Source organism: Streptomyces sp. NRRL S-350 (genome assembly GCF_000719705.1).
Classification (GTDB): Bacteria; Actinomycetota; Actinomycetes; order Streptomycetales; family Streptomycetaceae; genus Kitasatospora.
Genome location: NZ_JOHO01000051.1, coordinates 1 through 19,335, shown reverse-complemented (window position 1 = coordinate 19,335; position 19,335 = coordinate 1). Strand labels below are relative to the sequence as shown.

Annotated in this window: 25 protein-coding genes; 5 read left to right on the top strand and 20 right to left on the bottom strand. The window is 74.3% G+C overall.

Annotation, left to right across the window (positions count from 1 at the left end; genetic code table 11):
• Positions 1 to 58 precede the first annotated feature (58 nt).
• The 8 genes from IF30_RS48165 to IF30_RS0131085 form a co-directional block, all read right to left on the bottom strand.
• Positions 59 to 211, bottom strand: a complete 153-nt coding sequence (locus tag IF30_RS48165; RefSeq protein WP_158835611.1) for a hypothetical protein — start codon at positions 209 to 211, stop codon at positions 59 to 61.
• Positions 212 to 717: 506 nt separating this feature from the next.
• Positions 718 to 1,989, bottom strand: a complete 1,272-nt coding sequence (locus IF30_RS0131115; RefSeq protein ID WP_051711619.1) for a hypothetical protein — start codon at positions 1,987 to 1,989, stop codon at positions 718 to 720.
• Positions 1,990 to 2,235: 246 nt separating this feature from the next.
• Complete coding sequence (locus IF30_RS0131110) at positions 2,236 to 3,099, bottom strand: ABC transporter permease (protein ID WP_030244682.1); 864 nt, start codon at positions 3,097 to 3,099, stop codon at positions 2,236 to 2,238.
• Positions 3,059 to 3,946: an ATP-binding cassette domain-containing protein gene (locus IF30_RS0131105; protein ID WP_078891853.1), complete on the bottom strand. Its 888-nt coding sequence runs from the start codon at positions 3,944 to 3,946 to the stop codon at positions 3,059 to 3,061. Before IF30_RS0131105 ends, IF30_RS0131110 begins: the two co-directional genes overlap by 41 nt.
• Positions 3,946 to 4,401 carry a MarR family winged helix-turn-helix transcriptional regulator gene (locus IF30_RS0131100; RefSeq protein WP_030244679.1) on the bottom strand — a complete coding sequence of 152 codons (456 nt, stop codon included), beginning with the start codon at positions 4,399 to 4,401 and terminating at the stop codon, positions 3,946 to 3,948. Before IF30_RS0131100 ends, IF30_RS0131105 begins: the two co-directional genes overlap by 1 nt.
• Before the next feature lie 77 nt (positions 4,402 to 4,478).
• The gene (locus IF30_RS44075; RefSeq protein WP_051711617.1) at positions 4,479 to 4,946 is read right to left on the bottom strand and encodes an NUDIX domain-containing protein; all 468 of its coding nucleotides are present in this window, start codon (positions 4,944 to 4,946) and stop codon (positions 4,479 to 4,481) included.
• A gap of 77 nt (positions 4,947 to 5,023) precedes the next feature.
• Entirely contained in the window at positions 5,024 to 5,272 is a 249-nt protein-coding gene (locus IF30_RS0131090; RefSeq protein WP_030244675.1) for a hypothetical protein, read from the bottom strand.
• A gap of 2 nt (positions 5,273 to 5,274) precedes the next feature.
• Positions 5,275 to 5,472 (bottom strand): hypothetical protein, encoded by a 198-nt coding sequence (locus tag IF30_RS0131085; RefSeq protein WP_030244673.1) that lies wholly within the window; start codon positions 5,470 to 5,472, stop codon positions 5,275 to 5,277.
• A gap of 118 nt (positions 5,473 to 5,590) precedes the next feature.
• Between IF30_RS0131085 and IF30_RS0131080 the strand changes: the two genes are divergently transcribed.
• The 4 genes from IF30_RS0131080 to IF30_RS0131065 all read left to right on the top strand — a co-directional run bounded on the left by IF30_RS0131080 (position 5,591) and on the right by IF30_RS0131065 (position 7,170).
• Positions 5,591 to 6,430, top strand: a complete 840-nt coding sequence (locus tag IF30_RS0131080) for a helix-turn-helix domain-containing protein (RefSeq protein WP_030244671.1) — start codon at positions 5,591 to 5,593, stop codon at positions 6,428 to 6,430.
• Positions 6,415 to 6,624, top strand: coding sequence for a DUF397 domain-containing protein (locus IF30_RS0131075; RefSeq protein ID WP_234322911.1), 210 nt, complete (start codon positions 6,415 to 6,417; stop codon positions 6,622 to 6,624). The genes IF30_RS0131080 and IF30_RS0131075 overlap by 16 nt, the downstream gene beginning before the upstream one ends.
• Positions 6,625 to 6,703: 79 nt before the next feature.
• Positions 6,704 to 6,907, top strand: a complete 204-nt coding sequence (locus IF30_RS0131070) for a DUF397 domain-containing protein (protein ID WP_030244667.1) — start codon at positions 6,704 to 6,706, stop codon at positions 6,905 to 6,907.
• Positions 6,908 to 6,963: 56 nt separating this feature from the next.
• Positions 6,964 to 7,170 carry a DUF397 domain-containing protein gene (locus tag IF30_RS0131065; protein ID WP_030244666.1) on the top strand — a complete coding sequence of 69 codons (207 nt, stop codon included), beginning with the start codon at positions 6,964 to 6,966 and terminating at the stop codon, positions 7,168 to 7,170.
• A gap of 140 nt (positions 7,171 to 7,310) precedes the next feature.
• On the opposite strand, the gene IF30_RS0131060 is transcribed toward IF30_RS0131065, so the two are convergent.
• Together IF30_RS0131060 and IF30_RS50410 are read right to left on the bottom strand one after the other, a co-directional pair.
• Positions 7,311 to 7,721, bottom strand: a complete 411-nt coding sequence (locus tag IF30_RS0131060; RefSeq protein WP_030244664.1) for a hypothetical protein — start codon at positions 7,719 to 7,721, stop codon at positions 7,311 to 7,313.
• Between the two features lie 251 nt (positions 7,722 to 7,972).
• Positions 7,973 to 8,833 carry a helix-turn-helix domain-containing protein gene (locus tag IF30_RS50410; protein ID WP_030244661.1) on the bottom strand — a complete coding sequence of 287 codons (861 nt, stop codon included), beginning with the start codon at positions 8,831 to 8,833 and terminating at the stop codon, positions 7,973 to 7,975.
• A 109-nt stretch (positions 8,834 to 8,942) separates the two neighbouring features.
• Here IF30_RS50410 and IF30_RS0131050 point away from each other — a divergent pair, with 109 nt between their 5' ends.
• A complete protein-coding gene (locus IF30_RS0131050) occupies positions 8,943 to 10,130 on the top strand; it encodes a Gfo/Idh/MocA family protein (protein WP_030244660.1) in 1,188 nt (395 codons plus the stop codon).
• Between the two features lie 25 nt (positions 10,131 to 10,155).
• Here IF30_RS0131050 and IF30_RS0131045 read toward each other — a convergent pair whose 3' ends face one another.
• The 10 genes from IF30_RS0131045 to IF30_RS0131000 all read right to left on the bottom strand — a co-directional run.
• Positions 10,156 to 11,091: a LysR family transcriptional regulator gene (locus IF30_RS0131045; protein ID WP_030244659.1), complete on the bottom strand. Its 936-nt coding sequence runs from the start codon at positions 11,089 to 11,091 to the stop codon at positions 10,156 to 10,158.
• Positions 11,092 to 11,284: 193 nt separating this feature from the next.
• A complete protein-coding gene (locus tag IF30_RS0131040; protein ID WP_051711615.1) occupies positions 11,285 to 12,241 on the bottom strand; it encodes an alpha/beta hydrolase in 957 nt (318 codons plus the stop codon).
• Positions 12,238 to 12,936 carry an indole-3-glycerol-phosphate synthase gene (locus tag IF30_RS0131035; RefSeq protein WP_030244656.1) on the bottom strand — a complete coding sequence of 233 codons (699 nt, stop codon included), beginning with the start codon at positions 12,934 to 12,936 and terminating at the stop codon, positions 12,238 to 12,240. The genes IF30_RS0131040 and IF30_RS0131035 overlap by 4 nt, the downstream gene beginning before the upstream one ends.
• Positions 12,933 to 13,649, bottom strand: coding sequence for an N-(5'-phosphoribosyl)anthranilate isomerase (locus IF30_RS0131030; protein ID WP_234322910.1), 717 nt, complete (start codon positions 13,647 to 13,649; stop codon positions 12,933 to 12,935). The genes IF30_RS0131035 and IF30_RS0131030 overlap by 4 nt, the downstream gene beginning before the upstream one ends.
• Entirely contained in the window at positions 13,646 to 14,791 is a 1,146-nt protein-coding gene (locus IF30_RS0131025; protein WP_030244653.1) for an acyl-CoA dehydrogenase family protein, read from the bottom strand. Before IF30_RS0131025 ends, IF30_RS0131030 begins: the two co-directional genes overlap by 4 nt.
• A 165-nt stretch (positions 14,792 to 14,956) precedes the next feature.
• Complete coding sequence (locus tag IF30_RS0131020; protein ID WP_030244737.1) at positions 14,957 to 15,331, bottom strand: ectoine synthase; 375 nt, start codon at positions 15,329 to 15,331, stop codon at positions 14,957 to 14,959.
• On the bottom strand, positions 15,304 to 16,254 hold the full coding sequence (gene trpA / locus IF30_RS45765) for a tryptophan synthase subunit alpha (protein ID WP_078891852.1): 951 nt from the start codon (positions 16,252 to 16,254) through the stop codon (positions 15,304 to 15,306). Before trpA ends, IF30_RS0131020 begins: the two co-directional genes overlap by 28 nt.
• On the bottom strand, positions 16,247 to 17,275 hold the full coding sequence (locus IF30_RS0131010; RefSeq protein ID WP_030244648.1) for an anthranilate phosphoribosyltransferase: 1,029 nt from the start codon (positions 17,273 to 17,275) through the stop codon (positions 16,247 to 16,249). The genes trpA and IF30_RS0131010 overlap by 8 nt, the downstream gene beginning before the upstream one ends.
• Positions 17,276 to 17,278: 3 nt before the next feature.
• Complete coding sequence (locus tag IF30_RS0131005; protein WP_030244645.1) at positions 17,279 to 17,575, bottom strand: acyl carrier protein; 297 nt, start codon at positions 17,573 to 17,575, stop codon at positions 17,279 to 17,281.
• A gap of 42 nt (positions 17,576 to 17,617) precedes the next feature.
• Positions 17,618 to 19,335, bottom strand: a 1,718-nt coding sequence (locus IF30_RS0131000; protein WP_063752859.1) for an AMP-binding protein, incomplete at its 5' end; no start/stop codon positions are given.

Below are 19,335 nucleotides of genomic sequence, written 5' to 3'. Positions count from 1 at the left end.
ACCGCCGGTCACCGCCGCGGGTCACCGCCGCGGGCGCCCGCGGGGCGTCGAGGCGAGCTCACACGGGGTCTCCGGGGCAGAACACCTCGGTGGACGCTTCCTCGGTCTTGGTACCGGAACTCACGTCCGTGCCGACGGCGAACACCGAGTCGCCGCAGGCGAGTGCGGGCCTGACCATCGCACTCCACTGGGCGAACCCCTTCTCGTTCACCGCCGCACTGCCTTGCGCCAAGGGCCGGCCGCCACCGCCTGCGCCGGTGACCACGAAACGGGCCTCGCCGCCCGGCGTGAAGCCCTCACCCTCGACTCCCAGTGAGGTCCCGTGGTGGCCAGGACCAGGGGTGGCGTCGTTGCCGGCGTCAACGTCTACGATCCGCGGGCGAGTTGACATGCTGCAACCTCGCATCGGCTTACGGGTCCACCGGGTCCGAGCACCTGGACCCTCCTGTTTCCAGTGTCCGCCGGGCCCGGTGGCCCTGCAATGCAGGCGTGGACGGGCGCGGCACCCGACGACCGATCGCGGCATCGCCACGGGCCCCGGCGCGCGGCGGGGGCGCGGTCCGGGGCCGGTCCGGGGCCGGTCCGGGGCCGGTGGCCCGGTGCGGGCGGGGCGGCAGGCCGGCCGCCGGCAGCGGAGCCCGCCACCCCGAAGGCAGGTGGCGGGCCCCTTCTCGCGGGCTCCTTCTCGCGGTTTCCCCCTCCCGGGCTGCGGTGTGCTCAGGCCCGGCGCAGCGCGCGGCGCAGCCACAGGGCGCCGGCTCCCAGCGCCGTCAGGGCGAGGCCGGCGCCCAGGAGGCCGGCGGTGTGGTCGGCGCCGGTGGCGGCGAGCTGGGCGGACGCGGGCGCCGCGGGCTGCGCGGCGCCGGCCGCGGGGTCCTGCGAAGCGGCGGTGGCGGACGGGGCCGGGGCGCTCGGGGAGGCGGCGGAGGCCGGTACGGCGGGGACGGCCGGGGCGGTGGACGCCGTGCCCGCGGGCGGCGACGTGGGCGGGGTCGGCTTCGGCGTCGTCGTGGCGGGCGGCAGGACCTGCACCGTCGCCGCGGTGGAGCACCGGGTGGTCCCCTGGAACGGCCGGCCCTCGTTGACGAACACGCACGGGCTGACCGCGGTGGCGCCCGCGGGAGTCGTCGCGTCGTAGGAGATCCGCACCCGGGTGACGGTGTGGCCGCCCGCCCGGAGGCTGGAGTCGCGGCCCTGGAGGTACACGCCGTTCGGGTCCTGGGGGGTGGTGCCGGGCAGCTTGGCCAGTGTGCGCCAGGTCCCGTCCGCCGTCCGCACCTGGACGCTCGCGTGCCGGTCGACGAACAGGACGTCGCCGAGGTCGGTGTAGTCGGAGGGCGTGGGGTTGTCGAGGACGGCGTCGAACTCGATCGGCGCGCCTGCGGCGACGGCGGTGGCGGGCACGTGGGCGAGCGAGCTCGTGATCGAGGTGACGGCGATGGAGCGGGTCGCCTCGGCCTGGGCCGTGCCGTGGCTCGCGGGGGTGGTGAGCGCGGAGCGCAGGGAGATCGACCGGAAGCCGCCGTTGGAGGCGCCGTCGTGGGGCAGGCCCATCGGTGCGCCGATCCGCAGGTCGACGGTGAGGGTCTGGCCGGCCGGGACGGTGAGCCCGGTCACCGTCCCGGCGTACACGACGTTCCCGGGGCCGTCGGTCATGACCAGCGGCACCGGCTTCCACGTGCCGTCGGCCGGGTCCTTGTAGTCGATGACGATCGCGTGCGGCGGCGTTCCGGCCTCGGTGGTGGTCGTCAGTTCCAGGTCGTAACGGGTGTTCTCCGGCCCCGGGTTGGTGATGTCCTCGGTGAACGCGACGGGTCCGCCGGCGCCGCCGACCGAGGCCGGGGCCCGGACGGTGAGGGAGGGCTGCGCGGGCTGCGCCGCGAAGGCCGCCGGGGCGGCCGCGGCCGATCCGCAGGCGGCCGCTGCCCCCAGGGCGGCAGCGGCGGTGACGACCCGACGGGTATGGCGGATACGGGCGATGGCGGACATGGTTCCCCCCGGAACCGGGCTGTGGGCACGCCACAGCGGTGCGCTGGTGATCGGTGACGGATCGAGAGCCGGCTGCAGACTCGTCTGCGCCCCGGGAGACCGATCGCGGCTCCCTGCGTCTCACTGGGATAGACGCGATTCCCGGCGAACGGTTGCAGGCCTGCGAAGAAAATTTCCTTCGATCCCCCGGGCGCCCACCGGCCGGACCCGGCGGATCTTTTGATGGGGCGTCAGGCGCGCGACGGGCTAGCGGGCCAGGCGGCCCAGGAGGGCGGAGGCGGCGGCGATGCCCGCCAGGGCGGCGGCGGTGAGGACGGCGAAGTCCAGCGGCAGGTGGGAGGGGGTGCCGATGAGCAGGCCGCGCAGCGCGTCGACCTGGTAGCTGAGCGGGTTGGCCTTGCTGACGGCCTGCAGCCAGCCGGGCATCAGGTCGACGGGGTAGAGGGCGTTGGAGCCGAAGAACAGCGGCATGGTGATGGCCTGGCCGATGCCCATCAGGCGGTCGCGGGTGAGCACGATCCCGGCGATGGCCATGGACAGGCAGGAGAAGAACGCCGAGCCGAGGAGGACCGCGACGACGACGCCGAGCAGGCGCAGCGGGTTCCAGGTCATGGCGACGCCCAGGACGGCGGCGATCAGCACCACGACCGCGGCCTGCAGGACGGCCTTGACGCCGGCGGCGAAGGCCTTGCCGGTGACCAGGGCCGCGCGGGGGGTGGGGGTGACGAGCAGTTTGGTGAGGACGCCGGAGTCCCGCTCCCAGATGATCATGATGCCGTAGAAGATCGCGATGAACATCGCGGACTGGGCGATGATGCCGGGGGCGAGGTAGTCCAGGTAGGGGATGCCGCCGGTGGGGATGGCCTTGAGGCGGGTGAAGGTCTCCCCGAAGATCAGCAGCCACAGGGCGGGCTGGACGGCCCGGGTGTACAGCTCGGTGCGGTCGTGGCGCAGCTTCTGCAGTTCGACCGCGCACATCGCGCCGACGCGGGCGGGCACCAGGCGCCAGCCGGTGCGGGCGCGCGGGGGCACCAGCAGCAGGGACAGGTCGGGGGCGCCCGCGGGGGGTTCAGCCGACGCGGCCTGCGGTGCGGCGGGTACGGCGGACATCGCCGAAGTCTCCTTCCGTGGCGTCGGCCAGGTCGCGGCCGGCGAAGTGGCGGAACACGTCGTCCAGGGTGGGGCGCTCCTGGCGGGGGTCCTCCCGGCGCACGCGGTCCTTGAGTTCGGCGGGGGTGCCCAGCGCGCGGATGCGGCCGCGGTCCATGAGGGCGATGCGGTCGCAGTGGCGGTCGGCTTCGTCCATGTAGTGGGTGGTGACCAGGACGGTCATGCCGGTGGCGCGGCGCACGGCGTCCACGCGTTCCCACACGCCGGTGCGGGCGATCGGGTCCAGGCCGATGGTGGGTTCGTCCATCACCAGCAGGCGCGGGGCGCTGACCAGGGCCTGGGCGAGTTCGAGGCGGCGCACCATGCCGCCGGAGTAGGTGGCGGCCATCCGCTCGGCGGCCTGCGTGAGGTCGACGGCGGCCAGTGCCTGGGCGACGCGTTCGGCGCGTTCGGCGCGGGGGACGTCGAAGACGCGGGCGAACAGGGCGACGTTCTCGCGCCCGGTCAACCCGGAGTCGGCGGACAGCTGCTGGGGCACGTAGCCGAGCAGCCGGCGCACCTGCATGGGGCGGCGCGCCGCGTCGTGGCCGAAGACGCGCACCATGCCGGCGCCCACCGGCAGCAGGGTGGTGATCGCGCGGATCGTGGTGGTCTTGCCCGCGCCGTTGGGGCCGAGCAGGCCGAACACCTCGCCGGTGCGCACCGTCAGGTCGATGCCGTCGACGGCCCGCGTCGGACGGCCCTTGCCCTTGCCACGGCCGTGGCCGTGGCCGTGGCCGTGGCCGTGGCCGAAGGTGTACTCCAGGCCGCGGCACACCACGGCCTGGCCGTCGCCGGTGTCGTCCATCACTCCTCCTCGGGCAGGTCGCGCAGGCCCTGCGCGAGGGAACGCAGCGCGGGCAGCGCCTGGGCCAGGGCCTGCCGCTCCTGCCCCGGCAGGGCCCGGACCAGGTCCTCCATCAGCTCCAGGCGCCGGCGGCGCCAGGTGCCGATCCGCTCGACGGCCGCGTCCGTCGCGTACAGCAGGGCGGCGCGGCGGTCGGCGGGGTCCGCCTCGCGGCGCAGCAGGCCCTGGGCGGCGAGCTGGTTGACGAGGGTGGAGACCGAGTTCCCGGCCAGGCACAGCTCCCCGGCGGCCTCCGAGACCCGCAGCCCGGGCCGGTCGGCGACCAGGCGCAGCAGTTCGACCTGGGCGCCGCGCAGCGGCGGCTGCTCCAGGCCGTGGCGCAGGCGGCGGCGGACCAGGCGCTGGATCGCGACGAGGAGGGTGGAGAGTTCGTCGGCCGGCTCGGTGGTGGCCATACCCCCCATTTTAGCTCTCAGTGAGAGCTATCCGTCGAGGGGCGGGGCGGATCCTCGGGGCCGGTCGGTGCGCCGGGTCAGTCGATGCGCTGGCCGTGCAGGAGGACGGGCAGGGTGCGGTTGGCGAGGGCTTCGGTGACGCGCGCGCACTGGGAGGGGGCCATGGTGTCGGGCAGGTCGCGCACCGGCACGAAGCGGGCGCCGAGCAGGCCGCTGCGCTGCTGCGGGGGCACGGTGAGGGGGGTGTCGTCGCGGACGGTGCCGCCGTCGAAGACCAGGTTCAGGCGCTCCAGGTGGCGGTCGGCGGGGGTGAAGTCGACCGCGACGACGTCGGTCAGGCGCAGGTGCAGGCCGGTCTCGGCGTGCAGGTGCCGGGCGGCGGCCAGGTTCGGCGGCTCGTTGGGCTTGGCCGCGCCGCCGGGCAGGATGAGGCCGTCCATGTAGTCCGGGTCGACGAGCAGGACGTCCCCGCGCCGGTTGCGCACGAGGACGAGGCAGCCGAGCCGGCACACCGGCGGCTTGGCGAGGAGGCGGGGGTCGCGCATGGCGGGGGGTTCACTTCCTGAGAGCGGCGAGGAGCACGAGGGAGAAGCCCGCCCACCAGAGCAGACGGGCCAGGGCGTCAGTCGTCATACGTCAGGCGCTCGTAGCGCAGCCCCTTGCGCAGGAGGTCGACGATGCGCAGGAGGTCGAGCGGGCGGGCCGTACCGAGGTCGACCAGGTAGTCGCCCGTCAGGCGCCCGTACTCCCAGTCCACCTCGACGCAAGGCAACTTCGTCCCGCCCAGGGCGAGGACGGAAGTCAGGTCTTCGACCACACAGGCGGCCTGCCGGCGCTGCTCGGCCGTCACCCGGGAGAGGATGGAGGACACGCTCACTCCCCCGGCCGCTTGTGGACCTCGAACAGGCGCCAGGCGTTGTAGGCGTCGGAGAAGAAGGTGAACTCCTGCGGTTCACCGGTCGGTTGGCGCAGCCACTCCCCCGTCGTCTCGTTACGGACCCGGTAGCGCCGGGCCTCGGGGTCGAAGCGCACCCCGTAGCCGTGGAGGCGGGGGGACTGGTTGTCGGCCATGGATGGGCACCCTCTGCGATCGGAGTTTCACGTTCTGTACCCATGATGGCGTGGCAGCGCCTACGATCGGAAGCAGCTTGCTACTTGCCTTAGGGCCGGTCAGGAGTTGAGGACTGCCATGAACAAGAAGAAGATCGACCCGGAATCCAGCCCCTGGGCGCCCTTCGGGATCCAATTGCGCAACTTCCGCGAGGCCAAGGGCATCCTCCAGGAGGATCTGGCTCCGCTCCTCGAGTGCTCCCCCTCGCACCTCTCGTACATCGAACTTGCGCACCGGCCCCCGAGTCGCAAGCTCGCCGAACTCGCCGACGTCGCACTCGACACCGGCGGCACTCTTCTCCTGATGTGGTATCAGCTGAAGAACGCCGCGATCCTGGAGGGCTTTCCGGAGTACGCCCGCTATGAGGCTCTCGCGGAACAGATCAGGATCTTCGAGATCGATATCATCCCGGGGCTTGTACAGACCCGGGCGTATGCGACCGCGATCGAGATGGGTTACGTCAGGCAAGGCAACGGGACCGAGAAACTGGCCGAGGAGCGCATCGAGTTCAGACTTGCCCGACAGAGGATCACGGAGCGGACCCCTCCTCCGCTCGTGCACGTGGTGCTGGACGAGAGCTGCCTGAGAAGGGTGGTCGGTGGACAGGACGTGATGGTCGAGCAGCTGCTCCACCTTGAGAAGTTGGCCGATCGACCCGAATTGATCATTCAGGTAGTACCGTTCTCCCTCGGCGAGAACCGGCCGTTTACCCGCGTGGTGCATCTCCTTACCATGCCGACGCGCAAAATTCTTGCCTATGGAGAGATTGAACAGCGTGGCTACATCGATCGCGATACCAAGTCAGTTTCCGTGCTGGCCAAGAGCTACGATCGGCTTGCGGTCGAGGCCCTTGGCCGGGCCGAATCGCTGGCTTTCATCCGTGCGGCAAGGAGGGACCTGGAGTGGATGTCGACCTGACTGACGCTACCTGGCGGAAGAGTTCGTACAGCGGCGGGGGCGGCGGCGCGTGCATCGAGGTCGCCGACGGCATCCCCGGCGCCATGCCCGTCCGTGACTCCAAGGACCCCAACGGGCCGGCCCTCATCTTCCCCTCCCGCGCCTGGCAGTCCTTCGTCACCGCCGTCCGCACCGGCGAATTCGGCTCCCGCTAGGCCTACTTCACGTCGGAGAGGGGAAGTCGACCCATCGACTTCCCCTCTCCGTTCGCACTGCCCGACCAGGAGGCCCGCCATGGACCCCGCCTACACCACCACTTGGCGCAAGAGCTCGTACAGCGGCAGTGGCGGCCAGTGCGTCGAGGTCGCCGACGGCATCCCCGGAGCCATGCCCGTGCGCGACTCCAAGGACCCCGACGGGCCGGCCCTCACCTTCTCCGCCGCCGCCTGGCAGTCCTTCGTCACCGCCGTGCGCACCGGCGAGTTCGACGCCCGCTGAGCAGGAAGTCGCTTCCACCGGCTTCCTGCTCCTCCCCCGCCTCGGAGGGAATCGCCATGGACCCCGCCCGCCTCACCACCTGGCGCAAGAGCACGTACAGCGGCCCGAACGGCGGCCAGTGCGTCGAGGTCGCCGACGGCATCCCCGGAGCCATGCCGGTGCGTGACTCCAAGGACCCCGACGGCCCGGCCCTCACCTTCTCCGCCGCCGCCTGGCAGTCCTTCGTCACCGCCGTGCGCACCGGCGAGTTCGACGCCGGCTGACGGTGCGGGTGCGCCGCCGCCCTCCTGTGGGGGCGGCGGCGTCCTCGTGCCGGGGGTGGCTGCGGTGCCGGGCGTCGGGGGGCGGTGCCGGGCGTCGGCGATCTCGCCGTTCCGGCTCGCGGCGGCCTTCGGCCGGGGTGTCAGCCCTTGACGTACCAGTCGGTGACGAATCCCTTGTGGGTGCGGTCGCGGGACCAGGTCGTGACGCCGTCGGAACCGAGGGCGTTGATGGTGAAGTTGAGGTCGTTGAGCTTCTTGGTGAACGTCACCTTGCCGGTGAAGTAGCCGCCCAGCGAGTTCCAGCCGCTGTGGGTGGTGCGGAACCAGACGGCGTGGTCGAGGCCGATGACGAAGTCCACCCAGTCGCCGGAGTTCAGCGGCCACAGGCTCTCGCCGTCGCCGTAGGCGCCTCCGCAGTAGAAGCTGCCGTTGTCGAAGCCGTGCTTGCTGGTGCAGATCTGGGGGAGGTCGCCGGCGTGGGCGGGTGCGGCGCCCAGGGCTGTGGCGCCGAGGAGGGCGAGGGTGGCGAGCGCGGTCCTGGTCTTGTGCACGGCGGCCTCCTGCGGGGTGGGACGGGTGGCTTGGGGCGCCGATCCTCGCGCAGCGACCGGTCCGTGATCAACGGGTGGCGCCGGCGGATGTCCGTACGCGGACCGGCATTGCCCTGGGAGGCAGTCCTGCTGCCCGGTCCGGCGGTCGGGTGAACCTGGCGGCGCCTTCGGGCCGTTGTGCGGTGACGGGGGCGGGCCCTGCGCTCGGGCGCCCGGTCACGGCAGGGCCCTCCCGCCGGCGGGCGGGCGGGTCACAGGGCGCGGGTGTGCCGGAACCGGGCCGGGGTGGTTCCGCAGGCGTCGGTGAAGACGCGGTAGAAGCGGCTGACGGAGCCGAAGCCGGCGGCGGCGGCGACCTGGCCGGCGGGAAGGTCGGTGGTCACCAGCAGGCGGCGGGCTTCGGCGAGCCGGTAGAGCTTCACGTAGTCGCCGATCGTGGCGCGCACGACTTTGCGGAACTGGGTCATGGCGTAGGTGGGGTGGACGTTGGCGGCCGCGGCGACGTCCGCGACGGTGATGGGCTCGCGGAAGTGGCGGGCGATGTGCCGGGCCATGGAGACCGCCTGGCGCAGGGCCGGGTCCTCGCCGGTGTAGCGGGGGGCCGGGTCGTCGGCGGTGGCGAGTGCCAGGCGCCGCACGCGGGCGTGGATCTCCAGCATCGCGATGCGGTGCAGTTCGCCGTCGCCGGTGGCCAGGTCGGCGGCCCACTGGGTGAACCGGGCCGGGTCGCCGGCGTCGGCGCGGGCCGCGGAGGTGACCACGGGGGCGCCGGAGAGGACGCGGGCGAGCAGCGACTGCGGCAGTCCCCAGGCCAGGAACCGGTCGAAGGGCACGTGCAGCCAGTGGACGCGCGTCGCCGTGCTCGCCACCAGCTGGTGCGGGATCGCGGCCCAGAACACGGCCAGGGCGCCCGGGGCGACCTCGAGGAGTTCCCCGCCGTACAGGTAGAGCATCGGGCCGCCGCCGGCCACGAAGTTGATCTCCAGGTCGTCGTGGCGGTGGGCCGCCGCCATCAGGGTCGGGCGTCCGGACCAGCCGCGCAGGGAAGACGGCTCGTCGACCAGGGCGTCCTGAGGATCCAAGAAGTTCTCGCTTCGAAACGGTGCAGACATCGCGTCTCCTCGGATCCTATCGTCGGGGAGCGGGGCCGCGGGCCCGTCCCCCCGGGGCCGGGCCCGTCCCACCGCCTGCCCTCTGCCGCCTTCCTGATGGAGTCTTCGCGTGTTCTCACTCGGCATCGTCGGCGCCGGCCAGTTCGCCGGCTCGTTCGCCAAGCTCTGGCGCCTGCACCCCGACGTCGGTGACATCACGGTCACCGACCTGATCCCGGAGCGCGCCGAGCGGCTCGTCGCCGAGCACGACCTGGCGGGCACGCTCGCCTCCTTCGAGGACATGCTCGACTCCGACCTCGACGCCGTCGCCCTGTTCACCCAGCGCTGGACGCACGGCCCGCTCGCCGTGCGGGCGCTGCGCGCGGGCAAGGACGTCTACAGCGCGGTGCCGATGGCCGTGACCGAGGCCGAGATCGCGGACATCATCGCCGCGGTCGAGGACAGCGGGCGGATCTACATGATGGGCGAGACGAGCCACTACCACCCGGCGACCGTCTACGCGCGCGACCGGATCGCCTCGGGGGCGTTCGGGCGGCTCTTCTACGCCGAGGGCGACTACGTGCACGACATGGACTGGGGCTTCTACGACGCGTACCGCTACAGCGGCGGCGAGAACTGGAAGGCCACCGCCAGCTACCCGCCGCTGCTCTACCCCACCCACTCGATCGGCGGGATCCTGGGCGCCTGGCGCACCCACGCCGTGAGCGTGTCGGCGATCGGCGTGGTGGACGAGCGCGGCGACGGCGTGTTCGACCGCGAGGTCAGCCAGTTCGACAACGACTTCTCCAACGCGACCGCGCTGTTCGAGGTGGCGGGCGGGGGGAGCTTCCGGACGAACGAGTTCCGCCGGGTGGGGTACATCGGCAAGGAGTCGCGGTTCCGCTTCTTCGGCACGGAGGGGGTCTTCGAGCAGCTCGATCCGGTCAGCGTGTGGCAGGACAAGAAGGGCTCGCACGACGTCACCGCGCACCTGCACCCCGCGCCGACCCTCGGCCCGGACGACCCGGCGCTCGCCCACCTCGCCCCGGAGCTGCGCGCCGCGTTCGCCTCCGGCACCGCGCCCGTGCACGACCGCTCCCGGCTGCCGCGCGAGTTCGCGCACGCGCCCAACGGCCACGAAGGCAGCCACCACTTCCTCGCCGACGACTTCGCCACCGCGGTCACCACGCGCACGCCTCCGGAGCTGAACGCCTGGACCGCCGCCCGCTACACCCTGCCCGGCATCGTCGCCCACCGCTCCGCCCGCCAGGGCGGGGTGCGCCTGCCCGTGCCCGACCACGGCGACGGCCCCCGCTGACGCCCGGCGCGCCCCGGGGCGGGGTTCAGCGTGCGGTCGCCCAGGCGGGGGCCCAGGTGCCGGGGGCGTCGTGGGCGGGGGCGGTGGCGGCGAGGTGGGCGCGCAGGGCGGCCAGGGCCGGGTGGGGGTTGTCGCGGTGCCACAGCAGGGAGTGCGGGTAGACGGGGGTGGGGCCGGTGACGGGGATGCGGCGCAGGCCGTGGCCGGCGGGCCAGATGAGGCGGGTGTGGGCGCCCATGAAGGTGGCCAGGGCGGGGGTGTCGGCGATGGTGTCCAGGAGGGCGTCGGAGCCGAAGTTGGGGCCGGTGGCCTCGATGGTGAGGCCGAAGCGGGCGGCGAGGTCGTCGTAGTAGGCGCCCCATTCGCTGCCGGGGACGATGCCGGGCATCCAGATCCGGTGGCCCGCCAGGTCGGCCGGGGTGAGCGAGGCGGCGCCGGCGAGCGCGTGGGCGGGGCCGGTGAGCAGGTCCAGCGGCTCGTCGCCGGCCCGCAGGCGGGCGATGTCCTCGGGCAGGGGCCGCCCGGGCGCGGCGACGGCGCGGAAGGAGGCGTCGATCGTGCCGGAGTCGATGGCGGCCAGGGCCGTGTCGATGTCGAGCAGCATCAGCACGTCGAGGTCGGTGTCGGGGTGGGTGCGGTGGAAGCCGCGCATCAGGCCCGCCGCGGCGCCCCGCGAGTTGATCACGTCCACGCGCAGCGGGCGGCTGCCGGGGCGCACGGAGGCGGCGGCGCGCTCGGCCGCGCGCAGCAGTTCGCGGGCGTGGGGCAGGAACGCCCGGGCGTCGATGGTGGGTTCGGCGCCGCGGGGGGCGCGGGTGAACAGGCGCACGCCCAGGTCGCGTTCCAGTGCGGCGATGCGTTTGGAGACGGCTTGCTGGGTGAGCGACAGGTCGGCGGCGGCCTTTTGGAACTGGCCCGCGTCGACGACGGCGGTGAAGGTGCGTACGGCTTCGAGGTCCATGCCGGTCCACCTTAGGGAACAACCGTCGGTTGTGCGTCCTGGGTGGTCGGGTTGTTCGACCTGCCGGTATGGGGGCCGGTGGGCTCGGGGTGGTCAACGCCGGATTGTCCGGACGGGGCGTTGGGGGGTGTGCCGGGCCGGGGGTGCCGGGCGGGGCGGGGGTGCGGGGTCCGGCCGGTCGGCGGCGGTGAGGTCAGCGGGCGGCGGCCGGCACCGGGCCCGCCGGATCCGCCGTGGCCGCCGTGGCCGCGGGGTCCGCCGGGGCCGCCGGGGCCGCGGGGGCCGGGGTGGGTCGGTGGGTGAGGCAGTCGTCGGTGAAGGCCAGGGCGCGCAGGTGGTAGGGCCGGGCGGCGTGGCCCAGGGAGAGGTTGTGGCCGGCGCCGCGGGCGGTGGTCAGGCGGGCCAGGCCCGGGGGGAAGGCGGCGGTCAGGGCGGTGCGGGCGGCGGTGTCCAGGCGCCACCAGTGCTCGTGTTCGGCGAGGGTCAGGCGCACGGGCACGCGCACGCGGGCGGCGAGGGTGCGGTAGCGCTCGGGCCAGGTGGCCAGTTCGCGGGATTCGAGGGCGGGGACGGGGGTGAGCAGGGTGCGGGCGGCGTGGAAGGTGCCGGGCGGGTAGAGGTGCAGGGGGCCCCAGTTGAGGCGGCCGCCGCCGGCGAGGTCGTCGGGGTGTTCCCACGCGCCGGGGGCGTAGTGCTGGGCGAGGCCGTTGATGTCGGCGCCGAGCAGGGGCAGGCGGGGGTGGTGGGGCCAGTGGGCGGCGAGGTGGAGGGCGATCTTGCCGCCGAAGGAGTGGGCGAGGAGTTGGACGCCGGCGCCGACGGGGTGGGCGCGGGCGTAGTCGGTGAGGGCGGCGTGGACGGTGGCGCCCTGGTCGGCGATGAGCTGGCCGTGGGGCAGGCGGTGGGCGGAGGCGCGGTGGCCGGGGCGGTCGACGGCCAGCACGGTGTAGCCGAGGTCGGCGGCGAGGGTGAGCAGGCTGGTGTCGGGGTGGGCGGGGCCGGCGAAGTAGGCGGCGCGCATGCCGCGGCCGTGGATGGCGAGGATGACGGCTTTGGGGGCGGTGTGTTCGGGTTCGGCGACCAGGGCGGACAGCGGGATGCCGCCGGCGTCCAGGACCAGGGAGCGGGTGCGCGGGGCGGCGGTGGTCATGCGGGGGCTCCGGTGCGGGCGTCGTCGAGGGCGGTGAGCCAGGCGGTGAGGTCGCCGGCGCGCATGAGGGAGGTGCCGATGAGCAGGGCGGCGTAGCCGGCGTCGAGGAGGCGGGCCGCGTCGGCGGGGTCGGTGATGGCGGAGGCGGAGACGGGGACGCGGCAGCCGGCGGCGCGTAGGGCGGGCAGCAGGCGCAGGCTGCGGGTCAGGTCGCCGCGGTCGCGTTCGCGGGTGCGGATGTCCTTGTTGTTGACGGCGACGACGCAGTCCTGGGGGTCGGGCAGGGCGGCGAGTTCGCGTTCGTCGGTGATCTCGACGAAGGGGGTCAGGCCCAGGTCCAGGGCGCAGGCGACCAGGCGGCGCAGGGAGGCGGCGGGCAGCAGGGCGGCGGTGAGCAGGACGGCGGAGGCGCCCAGGGCGTGGGCGGCTTCGAGTTGGGCGGGGCGGGTGAGGAAGTCCTTCTGCAGGACGGGCAGGGTGGTGGCGGCGGTGACCTCGCGCAGCAGGCGGGTGGTGCCGCCGAACCAGCGGCCGGTGACGACGGACAGGCAGGGGGCGCCGGCGTGTTCGTAGTGGGCGACGAGGTCGGTGACGGTGCGGGGGCCCAGGAGGTCGGTGCCGTGGGGGTCGCGGAGTTTGACTTCCATGACCAGGGGGCGGTCGGCGGTGAGCAGTGCGTCGGCGAAGGGGGTCATGCGGGCGTCTCCTGGGGGCGCGGGTGCCAGGCGCGGGTGAGGGCGGTGACGGCTGGGCGGGTGAGGCGGCCGGTGCGGTCGCGGGCGGCGGTGTCGATGTCGGCGCCGGCGTAGAGGGGGTGGTCGGTGACGGTGCGGTAGGTGTCGCGGTTGGTGGTGTCGAGGCCGCCGGCGAGGAGGAAGGGGGTGTGCAGGCGTGGGAGGAGGGCGTGGACGTGGGCGGGGTCCAGGGGTTGGCCGGTGGAGCCGACGCGGCCGTCGTCGGTGACGGTGTCGAGGAGGAACAGGTCGGTGCCGGCGCGTTCGTAGGCGGGGGTGAAGGCGCGTTCCAGGCAGCGTCCTCGGGAGAGGTGGAGGACTTTGACGAGGACGGCGTAGGGCAGGCGGGCGCGTAGGTCGGCGACGAGGGCGGGGCTCTGGTAGGCGTGGAGCTGGATCCAGCGGATGCCGGTGGCGCGGGCGAGGCGGGCCAGGTGGGCGGCGTCGTCGAGGAAGGTGACGAGGACGGGTTCCAGGCCCAGGCGGATGGCGGTGGCGGCGAGGTCGGCGAGGTCGTCGCCGGGCAGGTCGGCGGGGCCGCCGGGGATGCCGTGCCACAGTCCGACGAGGGTGGGGCCGGTGTCGGCGAGCAGGGCGAGGTCGGCGCGGGTGCGGGCGCCGCAGACTTTGAGGTGGCCCGGGCGCACGGGGGCCGGTGCGGCGGGGGCGCTCACGTGCCCAGTCCGAGCATGGCGGCGATGCGGTTGTACTGGATCTCGTTGCTGCCGGAGTAGATGGTGCCGGCGACGGCGTTGCGGACGTCCTTCTCCAGTCCGTATTCGGACATGTAGCCGTTGCCGCCGAAGACCTGGACGGCGGCGAGGGAGGTGGCGAGGTTGGATTCGCTGGTGAGGAGTTTGGCGATGGCCATGTCGATGGTGACGTTGTCGCCGGCTTCGAGGCGCTGGGCGGTGTCGTAGAGCCATTTGCGGGCGGTCTCGAGGCGGATCTTGGTGTCGACGACCTTGTTGGCGACGGACTGGTAGGAGCCGATGGGCTTGCCGAAGGACATGCGGGTCTTGGCGTAGTCCAGGCAGCGTTGCAGGCGGTGCTGCATCTCGCCGGTGTTGACGATGAAGGAGTAGAGGATCTCGCGTTTCATGACGTGGTCCAGGACCATGAAGCCGCCGCCGACGCGGCCCAGGACGCGGTCCCTGGGCACGCGGACGGCGTCGAGGTGGAGCTCGGACAGGGGGGAGGTGCGCAGTCCCATCTTCTTGATGGGGTTGCCGGTGCTCAGGCCGGGGGTGTCGGCGTCGAGGAGGAAGGCGGTGACGCCCAGGGCGCCGCCTTGGGGGTGGGTGCGGGCGTAGACGACGATGACGTCGGCGACGGGGCCGTTGGAGACGAAGGTCTTGGTGCCGGTGAGGACGAAGTGGTCGCCGTCGCGTACGGCGCGGGTGCGCATCCGCATGGCGTCGGAGCCGCTGTCGGACTCGGTGATGGCGTGGGCGCCGATGGCGTCGCCGGAGGCGATGCGCGGCAGGTAGGCCTCTTTGAGGGCGGGTGAGCCGAAGGCCTGCAGGGGGACGCCGGTGGAGGCGAGGGAGGTGGTGACGGAGAAGTTGAGGCCGCCGTCGCGGCAGGCGTGGCCGAGGCCTTCGAGGACGTACATGGTGGTGAGCAGGGACTGGCCCAGGCCGCCGTAGCGTTCGTCGAAGGGCAGGGAGAGGATGCCGGTCTTCTGGATCAGGCGCCATTTGTCGTGGGAGAAGGCGGCCTGTTCGTCGCCTTCGATGTGGCCGGCGCTCAGGTCGTCGCCGAAGCGGGCCAGGCCCTCGCGCAGGGCCTTCTGGTCGGCGTTCCAGCGGATCACGGTGTGCCGCCTTCCTCCCGGGCGCGCCGTGCGGGGGGCCCGGGGTGGCAGGCCGGCGCGCGGGTGCCGCCGGCGTTTCGTCTGGACGGGAGGTGCCTCGCCCGGGGCCCGCCCGCCCCCGCCGGGGGGTTGTTCCCCCGGCGGGGGCGGGCGGGCCTGTTCTTGCTAGTAGGCGGAGGAGGAGTGGGCGTCGAGCTGGTGGACCTCGTCGCCGCGCAGGGCCGGGGAGAAGACGCAGACCAGGCGCAGGTCCTCGTGGGGGGCGGCGACCAGGTAGTGGGCGTCGTGCCGGTCGAGGGCGTAGAGGCGTCCGGGGGTGATGGGGTGGGAGGTGCCGTCCATGTCGATGACTTCGCCGGAGCCGGCGATGCAGTAGCACGCCTCCAGGTGGTTGCGGTATTCCAGGCGGGACTTGGTGCCGGCGTTGACGATGGTGTCGGTGAGGCTGTAGCCGAGGCCGTCGGCGGCCACCAGGAAGCGGCGGGACAGGCCGTTGCCCCATTCGACGGTCTTCACGTCGTCAAGGTCGCGGATGAGCATGGCGGTTGGTCCTCTCGGGTCGTGGTGCTGGTGGGGGTGGGGGCCGGCGGCATCGGCGGCACCGGCGGTGCGGGCGGTGCGGGTGGTGCGGGTGGTGCGGGTGGTGCGTCCGCCGGGGGCGTCCGGGTGGGGGGACGGTGGGGGCGGAGGTCGGTGAGGAAGTCCCGCAGTTCGGTGACGGGGTCCAGGCCGTGGGTGAGGGCGTGTTCGAGGCGGGCGACGGCGGCGGAGCCGACGATCGCGGTGTCGGCTCCGGCGGCGGCGACGGCCTGCAGGTCGGCGGCGGTCCTGACGCCGAAGCCGACGGCGACCTGGACGCCGGGGGCGGCGGCGCGCAGGGCGGTGACGGTGTCGGCGAGGGCGCGGTGGCCGGTGGCGGGGGTGGTGCCGGAGCGGCCGTAGTGGGCGACGAGGTAGACGTAGGCGCCGGTGGCGCCGCGGGCGGCGGCGGTGAGGACGTCGGGGGTGGAGGCGGGGTAGCAGGTGGTGACCTGGGGCAGGGCGGCCTGGCGCAGGGCGTGCTGCCAGGTGGGGCGCAGGCGCGGGGGCAGGGCGTGGACGAGGAGGGCGTGGGCGCCGGCGGCGGCGATGGCGGCCGTGGTGGCGGCGGGGTCGCGGTGGCGCAGGCTGTGGCTCCAGTCGGCGAGCAGGGCGACTTTGAGGCGGTGCAGGCGGGGGGTGAGGTCGGCGAGTTCGGCCAGGACGGTGTCCAGGGTGGTGCCGGCGTGCAGGGCGCGGGCGGCGGAGCGGCGGATGACGGGGCCGTCGGTGGGTGAGTCGGGGAAGGGGACGGCGAGTTCGAGGACGTCGACGCCGTGGGTGTCGAGCATGAGGGCGAGGTCGGTGAGGCGGCCCGGGGGGTCGCCGGCGTTGAGGAACAGCGCCAGGCCCGGGGTGGGGGCGGGTGGGAGGGGTTCAGGCACGGACGCTCTCCCGGGCTCGGGCGCGCAGGCGTTCGGCCAGGGCGCGGGGGGCGCCGTCGGCGAGGGCGTCCAGGGCGGCGGTGTAGGCGGTGGCCCAGCGGGTGTGGCGTCCGGAGGCGATCGCGAGGGCGGCGGTGTTGAGGGCGATGGTGTGGGTGGCGGTGGCGCCGGCCCGGCCGGTGAGGGCGCGCAGGAAGTGGCCGGTGAGGTCGTCGGGGTGGGGGGCGAGGTCGGCGAGGGTGCCGGTGGCGGGGGCGAGGGTGCCGGCGGGCAGGTGGACGGTGGTGTCGGGGGTGTGGAGGGTGTTGTCGGCGAAGGGCAGGAGTTCGTCGGCGCCGGCGCTGTTGTGGGCCAGCCACAGGGTGCGGGCGGTGGTGGGGGCGAGGCGGCGCAGGGCGTCCAGGGCGGCGGTGGTGCTGGTGCCGGTGAGTTGGGCGGTGACGGGGACGGTGGCCAGGAGGGGGCCGAGGGTGTTGAGGAAGGCGCCGAAGGGTTTGAGGGTGAGGGGGTGGAGGATGCGGGCCAGGCGGGTGAGGGCGGGCGGGTAGACGTGGGGGCCGGCGAAGGCGATGCCGTGGTCGGCGAGGTGGTCGGCGGTGGCGGTGTGGCTGGAGGTGAGGGTGATGCCCAGGCGTTCGAGGAGGTCGACGGAGCCGGCGGTGCTGGTGTAGGCGCGGGAGCCGGTCTTGACGACGGGGATGCCGATGCTGGCGGCGGTCAGGGCGGCGGCGGTGGACAGGTTGAAGGTGGCCGGTCCGCCGCCGGTGCCCACGATGTTGACGCTGGCGGGGTGGGCGGGTCCGGGGTGGGGGGCGCGTTCGGTGAGGGAGGTGGTGAGGGCGGCGAGGGTGGCGGGGTCGGGCAGGCGGGTGGTGAGGCTGGCCAGCAGGGCCGCCGCCTGGGCCCGGTCGCTGTCGCGGGCCGGGCCCAGGGTGCGGTGTTCCAGCTGGTCCCACCACGAGCGCCAGGCGTCCACGGGGACGGGGCGGCCGGCGAGCAGGGCGGTGAGGGCCGGGTGCACGGGTCAGCCGCCCACCGTGGCCGTGGCCGTGGCCGAGGCTGAGGCGGTGGTGGCGGCGGTGCGGCGTTCGGTGATGAAGGCGTCGATGGCGGTGACCGAGCGGAAGTTGTTGGGGTCCAGGTCGGTGTCGTCGACGGGCAGGGCGAAGTGGTCCTCGACCCAGGCGATGAGCTTGAGGACGCCGAGGCTGTCGATGACGCCGTCGGAGAGCAGGTCGTGGTCGTCGGCGAGCTGCTCGGGGGTGACGTCGGGCAGGAACTCCTCGATGAGGAAGCGCTTGATCTGGGTGATGTTGCTCATGGCGGCAACTCCCTTGCGTGGGTGTCGGATCGGGACGGGGTGTTACGGCGCGGACGCCGGCTCGGGCGCCGCGGCGGACGCGGACGCCGGCGCCGCAGCGGCGGGCGCGGCGGCGGGCGCGGGTTCAAATGCGGACGCGGCGGCGGGTTCGGGCGCGGCGGCGGGCGCGGGTTCGGGTGGGGGTGGGGGCAGGACGGCCTTGCGGTCGACCTTGCCGGTGGCGGTCTTGGGCAGCGGGGCGTCGTGGACGGCGAGCTTGTCGGGGACGGCGGCGCGCGGCAGGTTGCGGGCCAGGTGCTCGCGCAGGGTGAGGGTGTTGAGGCGCGAGCCGGGGGCGCGTTGGACGGCGGCGTGCAGGCGTTTGCCGGTCAGCGGGTCGGGGGCGGCGGCGACGGCGGCTTCGCGGACCTCGGGGTGGGCGAGCAGGACGCGTTCCACCTCGGCGGTGTTGACGGCCACGCCGCGGACCTTGACCTGGAAGTCGGCGCGGCCGGTGAGGTGGACGCGGCCCTGCTCGTCGCGGGTGACGAGGTCGCCGGTGCGAAACCAGCGCCGGCCCGTTCCGGCGCCTTCGGGCCGGGTGGTGAAGCGGCCGGCGTCGCGGGAGCGGTCGAGGTAGCCGGCGGCCTGGAAGGGGGTGGAGACGTACAGTTCGCCGCTGCCCGCGCCGTGCACGGCGGTGCCGTCGGGGGCGGCGATGAGGGTGCGCACCCCGGGCAGGGGGCTGCCGATGGGCACGGGCAGGGCGGCGGCGGCGTCCAGGCGGTCCAGGCGGTGCAGGAAGCTGTCGTTGGTCTCGGTGCAGCCGTAGACGTTGTACAGCCGGGCGGCGGGCAGCAGGGCGGGCAGGGCGGCCAGGGTGCGGGCGTCGATGGCGTCGCCGGTGAACGCGGCGTGTTCGACGCTGTCCAGGACGGTGCCGGGGCCGGCGGCCTGGACGAGCAGGGCGTAGGCCAGCGGGACGGCCTGCAGCACGTGCGGGCGGTGGCGGGTGAGCTGGGCGAGCAGGTGGCGGGCGTTGAGGGCGTGGGCGGGGTCGATGAGCAGGCAGGTGCCGCCGGCGGCGAGGGTGGCCCACACGTCGAGCAGGGCGAGGTCGAAGTTCAGCGGCGCGTAGTTGGCGACGGTGCGTCCGGGGCCGAGGTCGAAGGTGTCGTGGGCCCAGGCGGTGAAGCGGTCGACGGCGCCCTGCGCGAGCGGGACGATCTTGGGCAGGCCGGTGGAGCCGGAGGTGGTGAGCAGGAAGGAGGTGCCGGCCGCCAGGGTCGGCACCGGGGCGGCGGGGGCCGGGGCGGGCAGGGCCGGGGCGTCCTGGCCGCGGGGGGTGAGCAGGCGCCGGGCGCCGGCCTGGGCGAACAGGGCGGCCAGCAGGGCCGGGGCGAGCTGCGGGGAGGGCAGCAGGAACGGGCGGCGCTCCAGCAGGCAGGCCAGCACCAGGGCGATCGCCGCGGGCGACTTGACGGCGAGCAGGCCCACCGGCTCGCCCGGCGCGAGGTCCAGCGCGGCCAGGCGGGCGCGTTCGGCGTCGGCGAGGGCGGCGAGTTCGCCGTAGCTGACGCTGTGCTCGTGCCACAGCAGGGCGGGCGCGTGGGGCCGGGTGCGGGCGTGGGCGGTGAACGCGTCGGGCAGCGACAGCGGCGCCACGGCGGGCGCCCCGGCGGGCTCCCCGGCGGCGGTGGCGGCGGGCGCCCCGGCGGCGGTGGCGGGGGCGGGTGCCCCGGGCCCGGGGGCCGGGTCGGCGGCGGGGGCGGCGGCGGCGG

Bases quoted from the DNA above. Each gene is read 5' to 3' on its own strand.
- IF30_RS0131115 (WP_051711619.1), bottom strand. From the start codon at position 1,989: ATGTCCGCCATCGCCCGTATCCGCCATACCCGTCGGGTCGTCACCGCC.
- IF30_RS0131110 (WP_030244682.1), bottom strand. From the start codon at position 3,099: ATGTCCGCCGTACCCGCCGCACCGCAGGCCGCGTCGGCTGAACCCCCC.
- IF30_RS0131105 (WP_078891853.1), bottom strand. From the start codon at position 3,946: ATGGACGACACCGGCGACGGCCAGGCCGTGGTGTGCCGCGGCCTGGAG.
- IF30_RS0131100 (WP_030244679.1), bottom strand. From the start codon at position 4,401: ATGGCCACCACCGAGCCGGCCGACGAACTCTCCACCCTCCTCGTCGCG.
- IF30_RS44075 (WP_051711617.1), bottom strand. From the start codon at position 4,946: ATGCGCGACCCCCGCCTCCTCGCCAAGCCGCCGGTGTGCCGGCTCGGC.
- IF30_RS0131085 (WP_030244673.1), bottom strand. From the start codon at position 5,472: ATGGCCGACAACCAGTCCCCCCGCCTCCACGGCTACGGGGTGCGCTTC.
- IF30_RS0131080 (WP_030244671.1), top strand. From the start codon at position 5,591: ATGAACAAGAAGAAGATCGACCCGGAATCCAGCCCCTGGGCGCCCTTC.
- IF30_RS0131070 (WP_030244667.1), top strand. From the start codon at position 6,704: ATGGACCCCGCCTACACCACCACTTGGCGCAAGAGCTCGTACAGCGGC.
- IF30_RS0131065 (WP_030244666.1), top strand. From the start codon at position 6,964: ATGGACCCCGCCCGCCTCACCACCTGGCGCAAGAGCACGTACAGCGGC.
- IF30_RS50410 (WP_030244661.1), bottom strand. From the start codon at position 8,833: ATGTCTGCACCGTTTCGAAGCGAGAACTTCTTGGATCCTCAGGACGCC.
- IF30_RS0131045 (WP_030244659.1), bottom strand. From the start codon at position 11,091: ATGGACCTCGAAGCCGTACGCACCTTCACCGCCGTCGTCGACGCGGGC.
- IF30_RS0131040 (WP_051711615.1), bottom strand. From the start codon at position 12,241: ATGACCACCGCCGCCCCGCGCACCCGCTCCCTGGTCCTGGACGCCGGC.
- IF30_RS0131035 (WP_030244656.1), bottom strand. From the start codon at position 12,936: ATGACCCCCTTCGCCGACGCACTGCTCACCGCCGACCGCCCCCTGGTC.
- IF30_RS0131020 (WP_030244737.1), bottom strand. From the start codon at position 15,331: ATGCTCATCCGCGACCTTGACGACGTGAAGACCGTCGAATGGGGCAAC.
- IF30_RS0131005 (WP_030244645.1), bottom strand. From the start codon at position 17,575: ATGAGCAACATCACCCAGATCAAGCGCTTCCTCATCGAGGAGTTCCTG.